This window comes from Collinsella sp. LCP21S3_A9 (assembly GCF_052118785.1).
Classification (GTDB): Bacteria; Actinomycetota; Coriobacteriia; order Coriobacteriales; family Coriobacteriaceae; genus Collinsella.
In genome coordinates, this window is record NZ_JBQKGN010000007.1 from 1 (window position 1) to 16,273 (window position 16,273).

Below are 16,273 nucleotides of genomic sequence, written 5' to 3' on the forward strand. Positions count from 1 at the left end.
CCGAGAGGGCGGGATGCCGTTCGAGATGAGGGTCAAGACGCCGGCGCCCGACGAGGAGACGGCGAGTTAGCCGGCAGGTCGGCATGTCAATCCTGGTCTAACAGAGCCTTATTTAATCCCCGTCCCCTTTTAAACATTGGGAAATCGAGCGTGGCAAGCGGAGGTCTTCGGGGTATAAGACGGCTAATTGTATGCCGCCTTACGAAAGGAACTCTCATGCCCAGCGTTGCCGTTCTCGCCGCCGATGGCTTTGAAACTATTGAATGCCTGACCATGGTCGACGTCATGCGTCGCGGCGGCGTGCGCGCCACGCTCGTCTCGATCATGCCCACACGCGAGGTCGTGAGCTCGCTGCAGATTCCCGTGACCTGCGATGCGCTCTTTGATGAGATCAACTTTGAGGAGTACGACTGCATCGTGCTGCCCGGCGGCCTGCCCGGAGCCACCAACTTGCGCGCCGACCAGCGTGTCTGCGATGTAGTCTGCGAGTTCGCCGCAACCAAGCACGTTGCCGCCATCTGCGCCGCCCCGTTTATCCTGGGCGAGCTTGGTCTGCTCGAGGAGCGCCGCGCCACGTGCTTCCCCGGCTTTGAGAAGAGCTTCCCCGAGGGTGCTTATACCGGCGAGAAGGTCACGCAAGACGGCAACATCATCACTGCCAGCGGCATGGCGCAGTCACTTCCCTTTGCCTTGGAGCTGCTGCGCACACTCGCCGGCGACAAGGCCGTCGAGAAGGTTGCCGAGGGCATCCAGCTATGATTTTGGCTTCGCAATCGCCGCGCCGCATAGAGCTGATGCGCGAGGCGGGCTATGACGTTCGCGTAATTCCCGCAGATATCGACGAAACACCTTTTGATGGCGAAGCTCCGCTTACGCTTGTCGAACGCTTGGCACGCGCCAAAGCCGCTGCCGTTGCCTCCGAGCATGCCGAACCCAACGAACTGACTGTCGCAGCCGATACCATTGTCACCTTTGACGGGCAAATTTTGGGCAAGCCGGCAGACGAAGACGAGGCACGCACCATGCTCCGCGAGCTTTCGGGCCGCACGCACCAGGTGGCAACCGGCGTCTGTATCGTTAAAGCCGGCGACGCTGCAGCTCCACATGCCGCCGAAAGTCTGTCGTTTGTCGATGTGACCGACGTGACGTTCTACGAGCTTACCGAGGAGCAGATCGGGCACTATGTTGCCTCCGGCGAACCCATGGACAAGGCCGGAGCCTACGGTATCCAGGGCACAGGCGGCCGCATGCTCGTGCATGACATTTCGGGCGACTTCTACAACGTGGTGGGCTTACCCATCGCTCGCGTCGCACGCGCGATTCAAAAACTCTCGTAATTGCATCTGGCGCTGGGTATCCCCCGGCGCCTACAATTTTGCCGTACCGTACGGATCCCGACCGAGCATAAGGCCCGGCGGAAAACCGATAGGAGAAAACATGGACACCCTGCTCCAAGCCATTGACGTTTGCGATGTCGATGGCTTTTGCTTTGGCAACTATACAGACGAGGAGGCCGGCACCGGCTGCACCGTAATCGTGGCGCCCGAGGGCGCCACCGGCGGCGTTGACGTGCGTGGTGGTGCTCCCGCTTCGCGCGAGACCGATCTGCTGCGTCCCGAGAACACCGTCGATAAGGTCCACGCCGTCTGCCTTTCGGGCGGTTCGGCCTTTGGTCTCGAAGCGGCAAGCGGCGTGGCCCGCGAACTCGAGAGCCGCGGCATCGGCCTGCCCGTCGGCCCCACGCAGGTGCCCATCGTGTGTTCCAGCTGCATCTTCGACCTCGCCTTTGGCGATCCCACCGTGCGTCCCGACATTGACGCCGGTATCGCCGCCGTGCGCGAGGCGCTCGACCATACCCCCACCACACTCGAGCAGGGCAATGTAGGTGCCGGCACCGGCGCCACCGTAGGCAAGCTCATGGGGCCCGCCACCTGCATGAAGGCTGGCCTTGGAGCTGCTGCCGTGACACTCGGCACCGTCAAGGTGGGCGCCGTGGTCTCGGTCAACGCCTGTGGCAACGTGGTCGACCCGACCACCGGCGAGTGGGTGGCCGGCATGCGCGCCGCAGCCGATAGCGACCAGATCGTCGACATGGAGCTCGCCGCCCTTGCCGCCGCCGGCTCTATGAAAATGCCACTCGACCGCACCAACACCACCATCAGCTGCATCGTCACCAACGTGGAGCTCACTAAGGCCCAGGCCACCAAGGTCTCCCAGATGGCCGCAGACGCCTATGCACACGCCATCCGCCCCACACACACCACCAACGACGGTGACACCATCTACACCCTTGCCAGCGGCAAGCTGGGCAGCCAGGCAAGCGCCGCCGTTCCCCTAGACCTGCTGGGCATGCTCGCCGTAAGGGCCCTGGAAACCGCCATCGTAAACGGAGCCAAAACCGCCAAAACATCCCACGGCATCCCCGGCGCCGCGAAGTAATCTCGCTCGACCGTCGGTCGGAGGCGGGCGGGCGTTACGTTTGCTGCTCTACAGTCCTATGCAAGACGAAGGCCACATTTAGTGGCCTTCTTTGCATGCGGAACTCGCGACAAACGTAACGCCCGCCCGTCTCCGACCGACTACCAACTAAAACTTTTCAGCCCAGGCCCCTGTGTACCGCGCGTCCAAGATCTTCAAATTCAGGCAGCCTGACAATCGATTCTTATAGCAAAGGCCCCTTGGCCTTTAGTTTGATACAAGTTCCGCACGAGCCGGAAAGCACTTAATGTGCTTTCCGTGCGAGCAGGACTGTTCGCAGTAGCAAACTAAAGGCCAAGGGGCCCAGTCAACCTATCAGCAGCGATTACTCAACAGCTAGTTGAATTTGAAGATCTTTGAGGCAAGACGGTATAGGCCGAGTGTGGTTTTGTCTCCAGCCCGCCCGTGCAGGTTGGTAAAGAAGCCGACCACACCGTAGCGTGCACGACGATACATACGCTCGTCGTAGGCCTTCAAATCACTCCACAATGTCGTCAGGCGCTCGTCGGCGCAATCCTCATCGGAAAGCTTGGTTAGCACCGAACAAATTGCCATCATCATGGTGAAATAGCCCATCATGTACGCGCGCAGACGTGACGACTCGACATCGCTGTACAGATGGAACGCCTCCATCATAATGCGCGTCACGCGAAACTGCTGGTCCAGACGTTTGACCATCGTGGCCTCGTTGACGCTCTGGCCCTCGCGACCGATAAAGTAACGATAGAGGTCGATGTCGGCGTAGTACATGGTCTTGCAGCGCGGCAGCGGCACATAGGCGTAGATATTGTCTACATAGAACGTGTGCGGCGGCATAGGCAGATTGGACGCGCGCAGCACATCCGTGCGATAACACAGGCTGTGCATGAGCAAATTCTGGTCCGGGCGGAAATGGCCAATCTGGTCCCAGGTAAAGATCTTTTTGCGCGGCAGGGCAAACTTGTAACCAATAGCGGTATGCGTACCCTCATAAACCTTCTCGTACACATAGTTCGAGATAAACAGATCGACGCGCTGGTCGCGCTCCTCAAAGCCACGCAGAATCGAAAGCATGGTCGAAAGCGCCGCACCGTCGAGCCAGTCGTCCGAGTCGACGACCTTGTAGTAGGTGCCCTGCGCCTCGCGCAGGCCCGAGAGGACGGCCATGCCGTGGCCGCCGTTCTCCTGATGCACCGCGCGGATGATACCGGGGTAACGCGCCTCCCACTCATCGGCCTTAGCTGCCGTCTCGTCCTTGGAACCGTCATCGACGATGATGATCTCGATATCGGTGGCGTAATTGCTCCCCTCCAGAATGGAGGTGATGCAATGGTCCATGTCCTTGGCGGCGTTATACGAGGGAATACCGAATGATATGACTTTATGCATGGCAGGCGATAATCTCATCCGAAAGATCGAGGGCAGAGTTGGTCACGGCATCCATATCGTAGTAACGATACTCGGCCAGGCGACCCACCGGGTGGAAGTTCGTCAGGTTCTGGACGCGCTCAAGATAGCGCTCATAGAGCTCGCGGTTCTCGGGCTCCAGAATGGCGTAATAGGGCGTCTCACCCGAGCCGGGCGTATAGGCCTTGGAATACTCCTTCATGATGGTGGTCTTGCCGGGCAGGACCTGACCAGTCATGTTCTTGAACTCGGTGATACGCGTGTAATCCTCGCTCGTGGTGTAATTGACGGTGCCCACGGGCTGGAACTGGTCCATATCGAGCGTCTCGAACTTCATGTCGAGCGTACGGTACGGCAGAGCGCCCAAGTCGAGGTTGAACAGCTCGTCGAGCGGACCGGTGTAGACGATCTCGCCGCCATAGACCTTGCCGTCGATCTTGACGGTGGTCTCGTCAATCTCAAAGAGGTCGCGGGCGTCCACGTCGCAGAACACATCAATCAGATCGTGGTCGAGCATATGCTCGAACAACGCGGTATAGCCGTCCTGCGGCATGCCCTGGAAGGGGGCCTGCGGGAAATAGCGGTCATCGTCGCCCACAAAGACGGGAACGCGGCCGGTGATCGAGGGATCGATCTGGTCGGGCGTCTGGCCCCACTGCTTCATGGTGTAATGCAAAAAGACGTTCTCGTAGACGTAATCGGCGACCTCGGCAAGATCCGGGTCGTTCTTCTTGCGCAGCTCCATGATGGGCACCTTGACGTCCTTGCCAAAGGTCTCCACGAGCTTCTGATACAGCTCCTCGCCGCGCTCATCGCCAAAGGCGAGCTTGAGGCTCGCGTGGTTAAAGGGCACGGGCATAAGGGTGCCGTTGATGTTGGCGAGCACCTTGTGCTGGTAGTCCGTCCACTTGGTAAAGCGCGACAGAAAATTGTGGACGCGCTCGTTAAAGGTATGGTAAATGTGCGGACCATACTCGTGGACCAGGATCCCGGCCTCATCAAAGCAGTCGTGAGCATTGCCCGCAATGTGGCCACGGCGCTCCAAAACGGCAACGCGATAGCCGATGGTCTCGGCAAGACGGCGGGCACAAACGGCACCGGCATACCCGGCACCGACGACAATCATGTCGTATGCGCCGGCGTTAAAGCCTTCAGGCAGGCCTGAGGTAATCTGCATCGATACTCCTTGTCAAAAGCCACGGGCTCGTTAGCTGGGCTTTTCTCGAACATTCTTCGAGACATATTTATCAGAGCGATTATAGCGCTAATGCGTCCTATAATGAGCTTGCCACACAAGGAAAGCTCAAGCACCACGGCGTACATATTTGAAAGGTAAACCCGCTAGCAGCGGGTTTATTCGTGGACAGCCGGGTGCCTGGAGCTTAGCGAAACGCTTGTAAGGAGTAACATGAGCGATTTCCTAAACCGTATGAAGTCTGCCGCCAAGGCCGACCTTAAGACGATCGTCCTGCCCGAGGGCGAAGATCCGCGCACCATCATCGCAGCTACCAAGATCATCGAGGAGGGCTTGGCAAAGATCGTCATCTTGGGCAACCCCGACGAGATCAACGTTCCCGGCGCTACCGTCATCGACCCGCGCAATGCCGAGAAGCACGAGGAGTACGCGCAGAAGTTTGCCGAGCTCCGCGCCAAGAAGGGCGTCACTATCGAGCAGGCTCGCGCCCAGGTGATGGACGCCACCTACTTTGGCACCATGATGGTCAAGATGGGCGATGCCGATGGCCTGGTCTCCGGCGCCTGCCACTCCACCGCCGACACTCTGCGCCCCGCGCTGCAGATCCTCAAGACCGCCCCGGGCACCAAACTGGTCTCGGCCTTCTTTGTGATGTGCACCGACACCCCGCAGTTCGGCACCGACGGCACGCTGATCTTCGCCGACTGCGGCCTCAACATCAACCCGTCCTCCGATGAGCTCTCCGAGATCGCCATCGCCTCCGCTCACTCCTGGTCCACCTTCATGGGCAACGTTGAACCGCACGTGGCTATGCTCTCCTACTCCACTATGGGTTCCGCCGGCGGCGAGGTCGCCAAGAAGGTCCAGGAGGCCGTGAAGTTCTGCAAGGAGAAGGCCCCCGAGCTCGCCATCGATGGCGACCTGCAGCTCGACGCCGCCATCGTCCCCAACGTCGCCCAGCTCAAGGCTCCCGGCTCCTCCGTTGCCGGCAAGGCCAACGTGCTCGTGTTTCCCGACCTCGAGGCCGGCAACATCGGCTACAAGCTGGTCCAGCGCTTCGCCGGCGCCGACGCCTACGGCCCCATCCTGCAGGGCATCGCCAAGCCGGTTAACGACCTTTCGCGCGGCTGCTCTGCCGACGACATCGTGGGTGTCGTGGCCATCACCGCCGTCCAGGCTCAGATGGCTGAGTAGCGCACGCACTCGCCCGAAGGCCGTACGGGCTAACCCCTGAAAACGTCCTCGACCAATGAAACGCCCCCGTTCTGCTCCTCCGGAGCTACGAACGGGGGCGTTTCTGGTCTGCGGATTGTTTTCAGGGGTTAGCCCGTACGGCCTTCTACCGCCACGTAGCATTCAGGGGATCTGGGGTGGACGGCGGCTTGGCTACGAGCTGGGGCTGAGAAACTGAATGGATGGGTGCCGTTGCTGGGGGGCAAACGATGCGGATATGGTCACTTTGGATTTGAAAGGCTGATAGGGCCTCGGCGGTTGTTGTGCCGGAAAGCGTGTCCCGGTTTGAAGGCGGATTGTGGGATGTAGCTTCCACTTGGGGGCTGTTTGGGAAACTGCGGGACGGAATTTTGCTTTGTTGTGGGTCGCATTTTCCGCAACGTGCCTCAACCGGAAAGTGTGTCCCAAAATCCGCGTTCAAAATGGAATGGGGTTTCCGCCGTCCACCTTCCAAAAAAAGCCTCCCGAACTGTTGCTCAGGAGGCCTTTCGTTTACTTGCAAATGAGCGCGTTAGTTGTTCTTGGTCAGACGCTCGACGTCGTGGGCAATCATGTATTCCTCGTCGGTGGGGATGACCATGACCGTGACGGCGGAACCGGCGGCGCTGATGACCTGCGGGCCGTTGCCCACGGCCTCGCGGTTCTTGTTGTTGTCGATGCGCACGCCCAGCCACTCAAAGCAGTCGCAGAAGGCCTTGCGGATCGACCAGTCGTTCTCGCCGATGCCGGCGGTAAAGGTGATGGTGTCCACGCCCGCCATGGATGCGATCATGGAACCGGCCTGCTGCATGGCCTTGTAGGCGAACATGTCGAAGGCGAGCAGGCAGCGCTCGTCGCCCTCGGAGGCGCGTGTACGGATGTCGCGGGCGTCGTTGGAGATACCCGAGATGGCAAGCAGACCAGACTGCTTGTTCATCATGTCATCGACTTCCTGATAGCTGTAGCCGCCCTCGCGTTGGAGGTAGCACACGGTGGCCGGGTCAATGGAACCACAACGGGTGCCCATCATCAGGCCATCGAGCGGCGTGAGGCCCATCGTGGTGTCGCGGCACACGCCGTCCTCGATGGCGGCGAGCGAAGCACCGTTGCCCAGATGGCACGAAAGCAGGCGGTGGCAGCGCGAACCCAGGATCTCCTTGGCCATCATCCACTCATAGCGGTGGCTTGTACCGTGGGCGCCGTACTTGCGCACGTGGTACTTGTCGCACACGTCCTTGGGCAGCGCGTAGGTGTAGGCGACCTCGGGCATGGTCATGTGGAACGAGGTGTCGAAGACGGCCACGTTGGGCAGCTCCGGATACTTCTCGCGGCAATACTCAATCGCCGCGGCCTCGCCGTAGTTGTGCAGCGGGGCGAGCGGTGCCACCTCAAGAATCTTGGCCATAACCTCGTCGTCAACGACTGCGGAATCATCGAAGTGCCAGCCGCCCTGAACGATACGATGCCCAATGCCATCAATCGTAAAGTCGGTCTTCTCAAGCTCCTCGAGCACACGAGCGATAGCAGAGCGATGATCGGGGAAAGGAACCTCCTCGGTCTGCTTGGCGCCACCGTTCTCGGAGTGGCCAAAGATGCCCATGTCCGATCCGATACGCTCGCAGTTGCCCTTGGCGAAAACCTTGCGGGTATCGGTATCCAAAAGCTGATATTTAAGGCTTGAGCTGCCGGCGTTGACAACAAGTACGTTCATGAGACTCCTTTGCAGTGCAATACGGTCGACGCAGACCCCTTAAGGCGGCCGCATGTTAATAAGAAGTTATCATATCTTGATAAATAGCTATCAGCATATCGCCCAACGGGCGCAAAAGAAGGGCCGAACGGCGCTCGGTCGTCCAGCCCTCCCCTCTTGCAATTACTTGCCGTTGACGATGCGCTCAACGTCGGAAGCGATCATGAACTCCTCGTCCGTGGGGATGACGAAGATCTTGACCTTGGAATCCTTGGCGGACAGGCACCAAGCGCCGTCGCCACGCAGGGCGTTGCGGGCATGGTCCATCTTGACGCCCATAAAGGCCAGACGATCGGCCACGCCGGCGCGGACAGCCGGAGCGTGCTCGCCGATGCCGGCGGTAAAGACCAGGGTGTCCATACCGCACATGGAAGTGGCCATCTCGGCAGCCTTGGCGGCAATCTTGTAGACGAACATATCGAAGGCGAGCTGAGCCTCGGGGTCACCAGCAGCGGCGAGCTCCTCGACGTTGCGGCAGTCGTTGGTCTTGCCGCCGGTCACAGCCAAAAGGCCGGACTTCTTGTTCATCATCTCATCGACCTCGTCGAAGGTGTAGCCGCCCTCGCGCTGCAGGTAGCACACGGTAGCAGGGTCGATGGAGCCGCAGCGGGTGCCCATCATGACACCGTCGAGCGGCGTCAAGCCCATGGTGGTGTCCATGCACTTACCGTCCTCGATGGCGCACAGGGAAGCGCCGGAACCGATGTGGCACACGACGACCTTGCGAGCCTCGCCGTTGGTCATCTCGGCAACCTTCTTGGAGATATAGCGGTAGCTGGTGCCGTGGGCGCCATACTTACGGATGTGCAGCTTGTCGCAGACGTCCTTGGGCAGGGCGTAGGTCTTGGCGACCTCGGGCATATTGAAGTGGAAAGCAGTGTCGTAGACCGTGACGTTGGGCAGGTCGGGATACTGCTCGAGGCAGTACTCGATAACGTTGGCCTCGGGGTTGTTGTGCAGCGGGGCGAGCGGAGCGACCTCGCGGATCTTGGCGAGGACGTCCTCGTCGACGAGGGAGGAATCGCCGAAGTACCAACCGCCCTGAACGATACGGTGGCCGATGCCCTCGATCTTGACGCCGTTGGCCTCGAGGTCCTTCAGGACGACCTCGATGGCGACCTTGTGGTCGGGGAACTCGATGTTCTCGGTCACCTTCTTGGAACCGTTGGCAGCGTGGGTGAAGGTACCGCCGGTAAAGCAGACGCGCTCGCAGGAGCCCTTCGCGGACACCTTATGGGACTTGGTATCGATGACCTGATACTTAAGGGTCGAAGATCCTGCGTTGACGACCAGAACGTTCATGTGTCTCCCTACTAACAGGCGGTGTGGTGCCGCCAGGTTACATACGCTTCAATAATAAACCCAAACGCCCTCGCGCTCGGGTTTATTGCGTTGATATATAAGTTATCGGTGCCTAAGCTTTCGCCTCATCCCACGGAAGAAGCGCCCTCAGATGAGGTTCTCGCCCAGGTTTTTGCCGCCGAGGACGTGCATGTGGAAGTGCATGACGGTCTGGCCGGCGTTGACGCCCTTGTTGGAGATGACGCGGAAACCGTCCTCCAGACCCTTGGCCTTGGCGACCTCCTGGATAGCGTGAGCCATGGCACCCATGGTCTCGGCCGGTACGTTGTCGGCGATGTCGCTGTAGTGCTTCTTGGGAATCACGAGGGTGTGGACCGGCGCCTGGGGATTGAGGTCGTCGAAGGCGATGACCTGATCGTCCTCGTAAACGACGGTCGAGGGGATCTCGTGGTTGGCAATTTTGCAGAAGATGCAATCACACATGGTTGTTCCTTTCTCACAGACCAAGGTAGTCTTTTTGGGACGGGGCTTTTTTGACTACTTTTTCGCAAGCGCAGGCACCTGGCGAGCCGTCGCGCAAGGGTAGTCAAAAAAGCCCCGTCCCAAAAAGACTACCCCAAAGTAGGCTGCGAGGTGGTTAGAACGAAAGGTTGTCGTCGGTGTTGGCGGCTTCGCCGTCGGCGAGCACGTCGTTGCCGTCGACGTCCTTCAGGAGCACCGAGACCTTCTGCTCGGCATCGGACAAGCGGGTACGCAGGCTCTTGAGGAGCTCGACGCCGCGGGTATAGCTCTCGAGCGACTCCTCGAGCTCCATGTCGCCCGACTCCAGGCTGCGGATGATGAGCTCCAGCTCCTGCGAGGCCTGCTTGTACGTAAGCTGCTCGACCGGGGTCTTCTCTGCCATATCTGTTTCCTTTCCTAAGGGTCTATCACTGTGAAACGCGGTCTACTCGACCGCGTTGACGGTTGCTGCCACGTTGCCGTCCGCCATGCGCACGCGAATAGCGTCGCCCGGCTTAAAGGTCTTGGCGCTCGTAGCCACACCGTCCTCGCTGTACGCGATGGAGTAACCGCGGGCAAGCACCTTGAGCGGCGACAAGGCATCGAGCGACGCAGCAGCTCGGCCCAGGTCGGACGCGGGCTTGCTGAGCATCGTGTGTCCCTGATGCTCCAGACGGGAGCTCGCAAGCGTGAGCGCATGGCGCTTGCCATCGAGCCCCGAGGTGCTTGCGATCAAGCGCTCGGGCAGACGCTCGAAGTCGGAGCGGAAGGCCCCAACCGAACGCGTTACAGCGCCGGACAGACGATCGGCCGTCAGGGCAAGCTCGGACTCGCGACGCTCGACCATAAACGTTGGATCGTTGAGGCACGGGCGGCACGCGGCCGCATCGAGCGCATCGCCCAGACGGGCCGTATAGGTATCCCAAGCGCGGCGACCACGCTGATCGAGCATTTCCAGATCGACCTGATTCGACCCGATCATCGAAGCCATCGCGGCGCCCAGACGCTGATGGCGCGTCTCGAGCACATCTGCCAGCTCCGTCATAGCCGGCGCCACCGATTCTGCCGCCGCCGTGGGCGTGGAGGCGCGACGGTCGCTCACCATGTCGCAGATCGAGGTATCGGGCTCATGCCCAATGCCCGTCACCACAGGCACGGGACAGGCTGCCACCGCACGGGCAAGCTCCTCGTCATTGAAGGTCATGAGGTCCTCGAAGGAACCGCCGCCACGCACCAGCAAAATGCAATCGGGCGCCGGCGTAATGGAAGCGGCGCGACGCAAACCCTCAATGAGCTCTGCCGGCGCACCCTCGCCTTGAACCTTGGCACCCACGCAAACGAGCTCGACGAGTGGGTTGCGACGACGCAATGTGCGCTTGACGTCATCGATTACGGCACCCGAAAGCGAGGTGACGACCGCCACACGCGAGCAGAACACCGGGATGCGGCGCTTGCGCGCTTCGTCCATCAGGCCCTCGCGGCTCAGCTTTTCGGCCAGTTGCGCCACTTGTTGACGCAGCAGACCCTCCCCCGCCAGCGAAAACGAGCGGGCGACAAAACTCATGCGGCCCGTGGGCTTATAGAGATTGAAGCTACCCTTAAAGCTCACCTGCATGCCGTCGCGCAGATCGAACGTGCGCTTGAGATAGGCACCCTTCCAAATGATGCAGTCAACGGCGGCCGAATCGTCCTTAATCTGGAAGTAGCAGTGGCCGCTTCGGGCATTGGGGCCACGGAAGCCCGTGACCTCGCCCAAGACACTCAGCTGCGGAATAGCATCGAGTGCACCGGCGGCGATCTCCACCGCCTGGCTCACGCTGAGTTCCTTGCGCTCCCGATCGCCCGAGCCGTCAAACTCGGCGGAAACAGCATTGCCGGTTAGATTCCAGCCTGCCACGCAGCCTCCTTTCGTTATCGTGCACAAAGGCTCCAGCCCTGCGCAAATTCAAGTCCAACACATAGTACAGCGCCGCGGGGACACAAATCCCCGCGGCGCCTGTCAAGCCAATTTGTTATCGGTTGGAGTTTCTGTTGTAGCGAGCCATCAGGTAGAGCAGCTGAATGATCGAGGTGAGCGCTGCGGCAACATAGGTAAGCGCGGCTGCCGTCAGGACCTTCTTGGCACCGTTGACCTGCTTGGAGCTCATCCCCGACTGCTCGATGTACGCCACGGCGCGGCGGCTGGCATCAATCTCGACCGGCAGCGTAACCAGCTGGAACAACACACTAAACGAGAAGAAGATCAGCGCGAGGGTCGTGAGTCCCGCGATGTTCATGAACAGGCCCATGAGTAGCACGATGGTCCAGGTGTTCTGGGTAAAGTTGACGACCGGGACCAGGGCAGTGCGCACCTTCATCATGGCATAGCCGCTTTGGCGCTGGGCGGCGTGGCCCGCCTCGTGGCAAGCGACGGCAACGCTTGCGACCGATCCGCCCGAACGGTTGGCATCCGAGAGATACAGGTTGTTATCCTGCGGGTTGTAATGGTCGGTGAGCTCACCGGCGACGCCTTTGATACCCACGGCATTGCAACCGCTGGCGTCGAGCATGCGGCGCGCGACCGCAGCGCCCGTGTCGCCGTCCGAGCGAACCTTGGACCAGGTTTTATACGTCGAGTTGATATAGCTCTGCGCGGCAAGACCGAGCACCGTACAAACAAGGACGACCAGCAGGTACAGCGGGTCGATGCCAAAGCCATAACCATAGTAATAGGGCATGCGAATTCCTCCGAATCGAGTTACACGTTGGAGGCATTCTACCCATTCGACTGACCAGCAAATCAACATCGATGTTTTGGCAATGTCAGCGAAAACGGCCGAGAGCGAGCAAGGTGACGTGAAAGAGAAGCGACGCGTACTTTGGTACGAGAGCGACGATTGAACGTCAGATTGCCGCTCTCGGCCGTTTGCAGCGTCGAGTTGTTACGCGGTTTGGTAAAACCGCGTAACCATATACCTACAGGAGCTCGATTTTGCCGTCCTTCACCGTCAACCCCATGTTGCCCGAGAGCAGATCGTCCAGGCGCGAGCCCACAAGCTCAAAGCGCCAACCTTCGCGCAAAGGGCTCTGCTCGGGATGCTCGATATAGTCGGCCAGGTCATCGCGCGAGGCAATGACCGAGGTCGCCACGCCCGAACGCTCGGCAACCAGGCGAATGAGCGCGTACATGAGATCCGTCACGCTCTCCAGCTCCGGAGAGATCTGGCGATGTCCGCGCACCATGAGCGGCAGGCGATCGTGCGGGCAGCTCGCGCCGCGCTTAATGGCCATGAGCGCGCCGTCCACATCGCGCTCCCCCAGTTGATCGGTGCCGCGGATGCTGCGGAACTCCTCAACGCGCACAGGATTGCGCTTGACGAGCGCCAGCAGCGTATCGTCGGACATGACCCACTTGCGCGGGATGTTGCGGCGCTCGGCGCGGTCCTCGCGCCAGGCGGCAAGCTCGCGCGCAATGCCCAGCTGATGGCGGCTACACGAGTTGATGCGCTTGACCTTGCGGAATGCCTCATGGCGGTCGGCGCGGTAGTGCGACTCGTCGGCCAGCGGGCGCAACTCGTCGAGCACCCAATCCACACGGCCCAGCTCACGCAGGCGGCTCATCATCTCGGTATAGGCGACGATCAGATACTTGACGTCATCGATCGCGTACTCAATCTGCTTATCGCTCAGCGGGCGGCGCGACCAATCGGTCAGCGACTCGGTCTTGGGCAGCGATACGCCGCAGAACGTCTGAACGAGCGCGCCGTAGGAAATCTGCTGGCGCTCACCCAAAAAGGCGGCGGCGACCTGCGTGTCAAAAATCGGACGCGGCAGCGCACCCACAGTATGGAGCATGACCTCCATATCCTGCGAGCAGGCGTGGAAGACCTTGACCACGCTCTCGTCGGCCATAAGCTCGGCCAGCGGCGATAAGTCGTCGATCACCAACGGATCGACCGCGACACTCTCGGCGGGGGTGGCAATCTGGACCAGGCACAGGCGCGGATGAAACGTGCGCTCGCGCAAAAACTCGGTATCGACGGCAATCGCGTCGAACTCACGAGCGCGCTGACAAAAGTCGAGTAGAGCCTGATGTGTGGAAATGTACATATCAACCCATCGAATAAGGTTAGGCCCGAAAAACACGGGTAGGATATCGGCATTGCCCTACAACTATACTCGGTTAGTCACAGAACGGGAACGTAAGTATGCGCTGCCTTATCATCCACAACCCGGCATCGGGTCCCAGCTCCGATGAAATCTACGCATTCGCGCACGCTCTTGCACAGGGCGGCGACGAGGTCGTAATGCGCTTTATCGGCGATGGCATGGAGCCCGAGGACGCGGTAGCGGACGTTCGTGAGTTCGACCGCGTAGTCGTTTCGGGCGGCGACGGCACCGTCTCCAACGTGCTCGACCAGATGCGCGGGTGCGGTGTCCCTACGCTCATCTTCCCCTCCGGCACAGCCTGCCTGTTCTTTAACAACATCGGTAATGCCCCCGAGGCGGCGGCGCTTGCCAAGGCTTGCCGCGCCGGCCGCACGGTCAAGGTGGACATGGGTGAGCTCTTTTGGATCGACGAGAACGGTAACGAGAAGCGCCACGGCTTTATCATCATCGCCGGCTCGGGCTTCGACGCCGAGATCATGATGAAGGCCGCTCCCACCAAAAACGACATTGGCGAGATCGCCTACTTCCTCTCCGCGCTCGCCACGCCCAACCCCACGGTGGCGCACTTTACCATTGAACACGACGGCATGGTCGAGGAGCTCGACGGCATCTGCTGCATGGCGGGCAATACCTCAGTCATCCAAAACGACATCAACCTGTTCCCCAGCTGCCGCATGAACGACGGCATGGTCGACATCGTCGTTATTGAACCCGTGCGCACGGTGCAGCTGCTCCCCACGGTAATCACCGCCGCGCTCGACCCCGCCGGCAAGGTGCTCGGCCGCCCGCAGTTTAAGATTATCCAGACCAAGGAAGCCAAGATTACCTGCACGCCGTCGCTGGGCATGCAGTTCGATGGCGAGATCATCTCCAGCAACTCCGGTGTCTTTGGCGCCCGCGCGCTTCCGCAATGCCTCGACCTCATCGTCGACGAATTCTCACCACTCGGAAAATAGGAGAACCCCGTGAACGACAACCCTATCCTTGGCTTTATCGTCATCGTTCTGGCCCTGCTCGTGGGCTACGCCATCAACCTGATTCACCGCCGAAAGAAGTAAATCCACATTGGTATGATATTCATCCAATCACCGAGGAGAAGTCCAAGGGCAACAACATGGCCGCCATGGGTGTTGGCGCCATCATCATCGGTGTCTGTGGCTTCGTGATCTATCGTCGCAAGAAGGCCTAAGAACCCCACACCTTAAGGCGCGGGCGGGATGGCCAAGGTCGCCCCCCGCTCAGCCCGCCCCTTCGACCGGCGGGAAACGTCGCTGAAATCTTTCAAAAAAGATTCCCCGCAAACACTTTGCTGTGCTATAGTGCAACGCAACAGAAACAAGGTGCGACTGCGCCATGGCATCACGAAAGGAGCCACCAAGATGAAGAACGCGATGAAGTCCCTCAACAACTGGTGGTGGCGTGATGCGAATACGATCGGTCGACAGTGAGTCCCTCACGCCTGTTTTGCGCTCTAGGTGATTGAAAGGCCTCCGGTTTCGACCGGGGGCCTTTTTCTATCTCGAGCCCGATCGCATTCACATCACGCGCCTCCGCTTTTCCCTTGCACTCCCCTTCCGAAAGGATTTTCAACATGTCTCAGAACACCACCGCCCAGCCCCGCACCGTCCAGACCACTGACCGCGGCAAACTCGACCTCAAGGCACTCACTCTCTATGCCATCCTCCTCGCCGCCGGTTTCGTCCTCAACATGACCGTCTCCAAGTTCTTTAGCGGCCTCACCGGAGGCTTCCTCTCGCCCGAGTTCATCATCGCGGCTTTCTGCCTCGAGATTCTCATCGTCAAGCCCAACATCGGCCAATCCGCGATTATCGGCCTCCTCGCCGGCGTGGTAATCCAAATCACCGCCTCCGTCAAGGGCCCCGACCTGATCGCCGAGCCCGTCGCCGCCATGGTCATGGCTCTGCTCGTCTCCGTGCTCGCCGACTCCAAGGTCAAGGGCCTGCTCCCGCTCGTCAGCACCTTTGTTGTCACCTTCATCTCCGGCATGATCTACGCGGCGATCTTCTCCTTTGGCGTCATGAACAACCCGGCTTTCATGGGCGTCATGGCTCCTGTCGTCGTCGCCACCGGTGTTGCCAACGCCATCATCGTGACCGCCCTCTACATCCCCATCAAGAAGGCCCTCAAGCTCAACGACTAAGTAGCCGACAAGCCACACGCAGGCACCTCCGTCTTCAACGCCATCCTGGTCCAGGCCCTCAGCATTCCGCTCAAGAAGGTCTTCTCCAAGTAGTAATACTTGCTACCATGTAGACCGCCGGTCGTTTTGCGGCCGGTGC

16 protein-coding genes are annotated in these 16,273 nt (G+C 60.1%); 7 read left to right on the forward strand and 9 right to left on the reverse strand.

The features are described 5' to 3' along the window. The first annotated feature begins 216 nt into the window (after positions 1–216). The 3 genes from ACTQ05_RS04145 to ACTQ05_RS04155 all read left to right on the forward strand — a co-directional run bounded on the left by ACTQ05_RS04145 (position 217) and on the right by ACTQ05_RS04155 (position 2,439). Positions 217–759, forward strand: coding sequence for a DJ-1 family glyoxalase III (locus ACTQ05_RS04145; protein WP_441538069.1), 543 nt, complete (start codon positions 217–219; stop codon positions 757–759). Beyond that, positions 756–1,337 carry a Maf family protein gene (locus ACTQ05_RS04150; protein WP_154517256.1) on the forward strand — a complete coding sequence of 194 codons (582 nt, stop codon included), beginning with the start codon at positions 756–758 and terminating at the stop codon, positions 1,335–1,337. Before ACTQ05_RS04145 ends, ACTQ05_RS04150 begins: the two co-directional genes overlap by 4 nt. Positions 1,338–1,437: 100 nt before the next feature. Then, the gene (locus ACTQ05_RS04155) at positions 1,438–2,439 is read left to right on the forward strand and encodes a P1 family peptidase (RefSeq protein ID WP_441538072.1); all 1,002 of its coding nucleotides are present in this window, start codon (positions 1,438–1,440) and stop codon (positions 2,437–2,439) included. Between the two features lie 375 nt (positions 2,440–2,814). On the opposite strand, the gene ACTQ05_RS04160 is transcribed toward ACTQ05_RS04155, so the two are convergent. Both ACTQ05_RS04160 and glf read right to left on the reverse strand, forming a co-directional pair. Next, the gene (locus ACTQ05_RS04160) at positions 2,815–3,846 is read right to left on the reverse strand and encodes a glycosyltransferase family 2 protein (RefSeq protein WP_427748209.1); all 1,032 of its coding nucleotides are present in this window, start codon (positions 3,844–3,846) and stop codon (positions 2,815–2,817) included. Further along, positions 3,839–5,041, reverse strand: a complete 1,203-nt coding sequence (gene glf, locus ACTQ05_RS04165; RefSeq protein WP_441538074.1) for a UDP-galactopyranose mutase — start codon at positions 5,039–5,041, stop codon at positions 3,839–3,841. The genes ACTQ05_RS04160 and glf overlap by 8 nt, the downstream gene beginning before the upstream one ends. Before the next feature lie 231 nt (positions 5,042–5,272). Between glf and pta the strand changes: the two genes are divergently transcribed. Continuing rightward, complete coding sequence (gene pta, locus ACTQ05_RS04170; protein ID WP_427718446.1) at positions 5,273–6,253, forward strand: phosphate acetyltransferase; 981 nt, start codon at positions 5,273–5,275, stop codon at positions 6,251–6,253. Between the two features lie 550 nt (positions 6,254–6,803). On the opposite strand, the gene ACTQ05_RS04175 is transcribed toward pta, so the two are convergent. The 7 genes from ACTQ05_RS04175 to rnd all read right to left on the reverse strand — a co-directional run bounded on the left by ACTQ05_RS04175 (position 6,804) and on the right by rnd (position 13,913). Then, positions 6,804–7,982: an acetate/propionate family kinase gene (locus tag ACTQ05_RS04175; RefSeq protein WP_195361193.1), complete on the reverse strand. Its 1,179-nt coding sequence runs from the start codon at positions 7,980–7,982 to the stop codon at positions 6,804–6,806. A 162-nt stretch (positions 7,983–8,144) separates the two neighbouring features. Beyond that, positions 8,145–9,323, reverse strand: a complete 1,179-nt coding sequence (locus ACTQ05_RS04180; RefSeq protein WP_006234305.1) for an acetate/propionate family kinase — start codon at positions 9,321–9,323, stop codon at positions 8,145–8,147. Positions 9,324–9,470: 147 nt separating this feature from the next. Next, the gene (locus ACTQ05_RS04185) at positions 9,471–9,806 is read right to left on the reverse strand and encodes a histidine triad nucleotide-binding protein (protein ID WP_035137921.1); all 336 of its coding nucleotides are present in this window, start codon (positions 9,804–9,806) and stop codon (positions 9,471–9,473) included. A 154-nt stretch (positions 9,807–9,960) separates the two neighbouring features. Further along, positions 9,961–10,227: an exodeoxyribonuclease VII small subunit gene (xseB, locus tag ACTQ05_RS04190; protein ID WP_006234311.1), complete on the reverse strand. Its 267-nt coding sequence runs from the start codon at positions 10,225–10,227 to the stop codon at positions 9,961–9,963. Between the two features lie 42 nt (positions 10,228–10,269). After that, positions 10,270–11,721 (reverse strand): exodeoxyribonuclease VII large subunit, encoded by a 1,452-nt coding sequence (gene xseA / locus ACTQ05_RS04195; RefSeq protein WP_441538076.1) that lies wholly within the window; start codon positions 11,719–11,721, stop codon positions 10,270–10,272. A gap of 115 nt (positions 11,722–11,836) precedes the next feature. Further along, positions 11,837–12,541, reverse strand: coding sequence for a zinc metallopeptidase (locus ACTQ05_RS04200; protein WP_427727878.1), 705 nt, complete (start codon positions 12,539–12,541; stop codon positions 11,837–11,839). Between the two features lie 238 nt (positions 12,542–12,779). Continuing rightward, positions 12,780–13,913: a ribonuclease D gene (gene rnd / locus ACTQ05_RS04205; protein WP_154517283.1), complete on the reverse strand. Its 1,134-nt coding sequence runs from the start codon at positions 13,911–13,913 to the stop codon at positions 12,780–12,782. 98 nt (positions 13,914–14,011) lie between these two features. Here rnd and ACTQ05_RS04210 point away from each other — a divergent pair, with 98 nt between their 5' ends. The 3 genes from ACTQ05_RS04210 (at position 14,012) to ACTQ05_RS04220 (ending at position 16,134) form a co-directional block, all read left to right on the forward strand. Further along, the gene (locus ACTQ05_RS04210) at positions 14,012–14,929 is read left to right on the forward strand and encodes a diacylglycerol/lipid kinase family protein (RefSeq protein ID WP_441538078.1); all 918 of its coding nucleotides are present in this window, start codon (positions 14,012–14,014) and stop codon (positions 14,927–14,929) included. 261 nt (positions 14,930–15,190) lie between these two features. Beyond that, positions 15,191–15,421: a hypothetical protein gene (locus ACTQ05_RS04215; protein ID WP_441015732.1), complete on the forward strand. Its 231-nt coding sequence runs from the start codon at positions 15,191–15,193 to the stop codon at positions 15,419–15,421. Positions 15,422–15,564: 143 nt separating this feature from the next. Beyond that, on the forward strand, positions 15,565–16,134 hold the full coding sequence (locus ACTQ05_RS04220) for a tryptophan transporter (protein ID WP_427794869.1): 570 nt from the start codon (positions 15,565–15,567) through the stop codon (positions 16,132–16,134). The last annotated feature ends 139 nt before the right edge of the window (positions 16,135–16,273 follow it).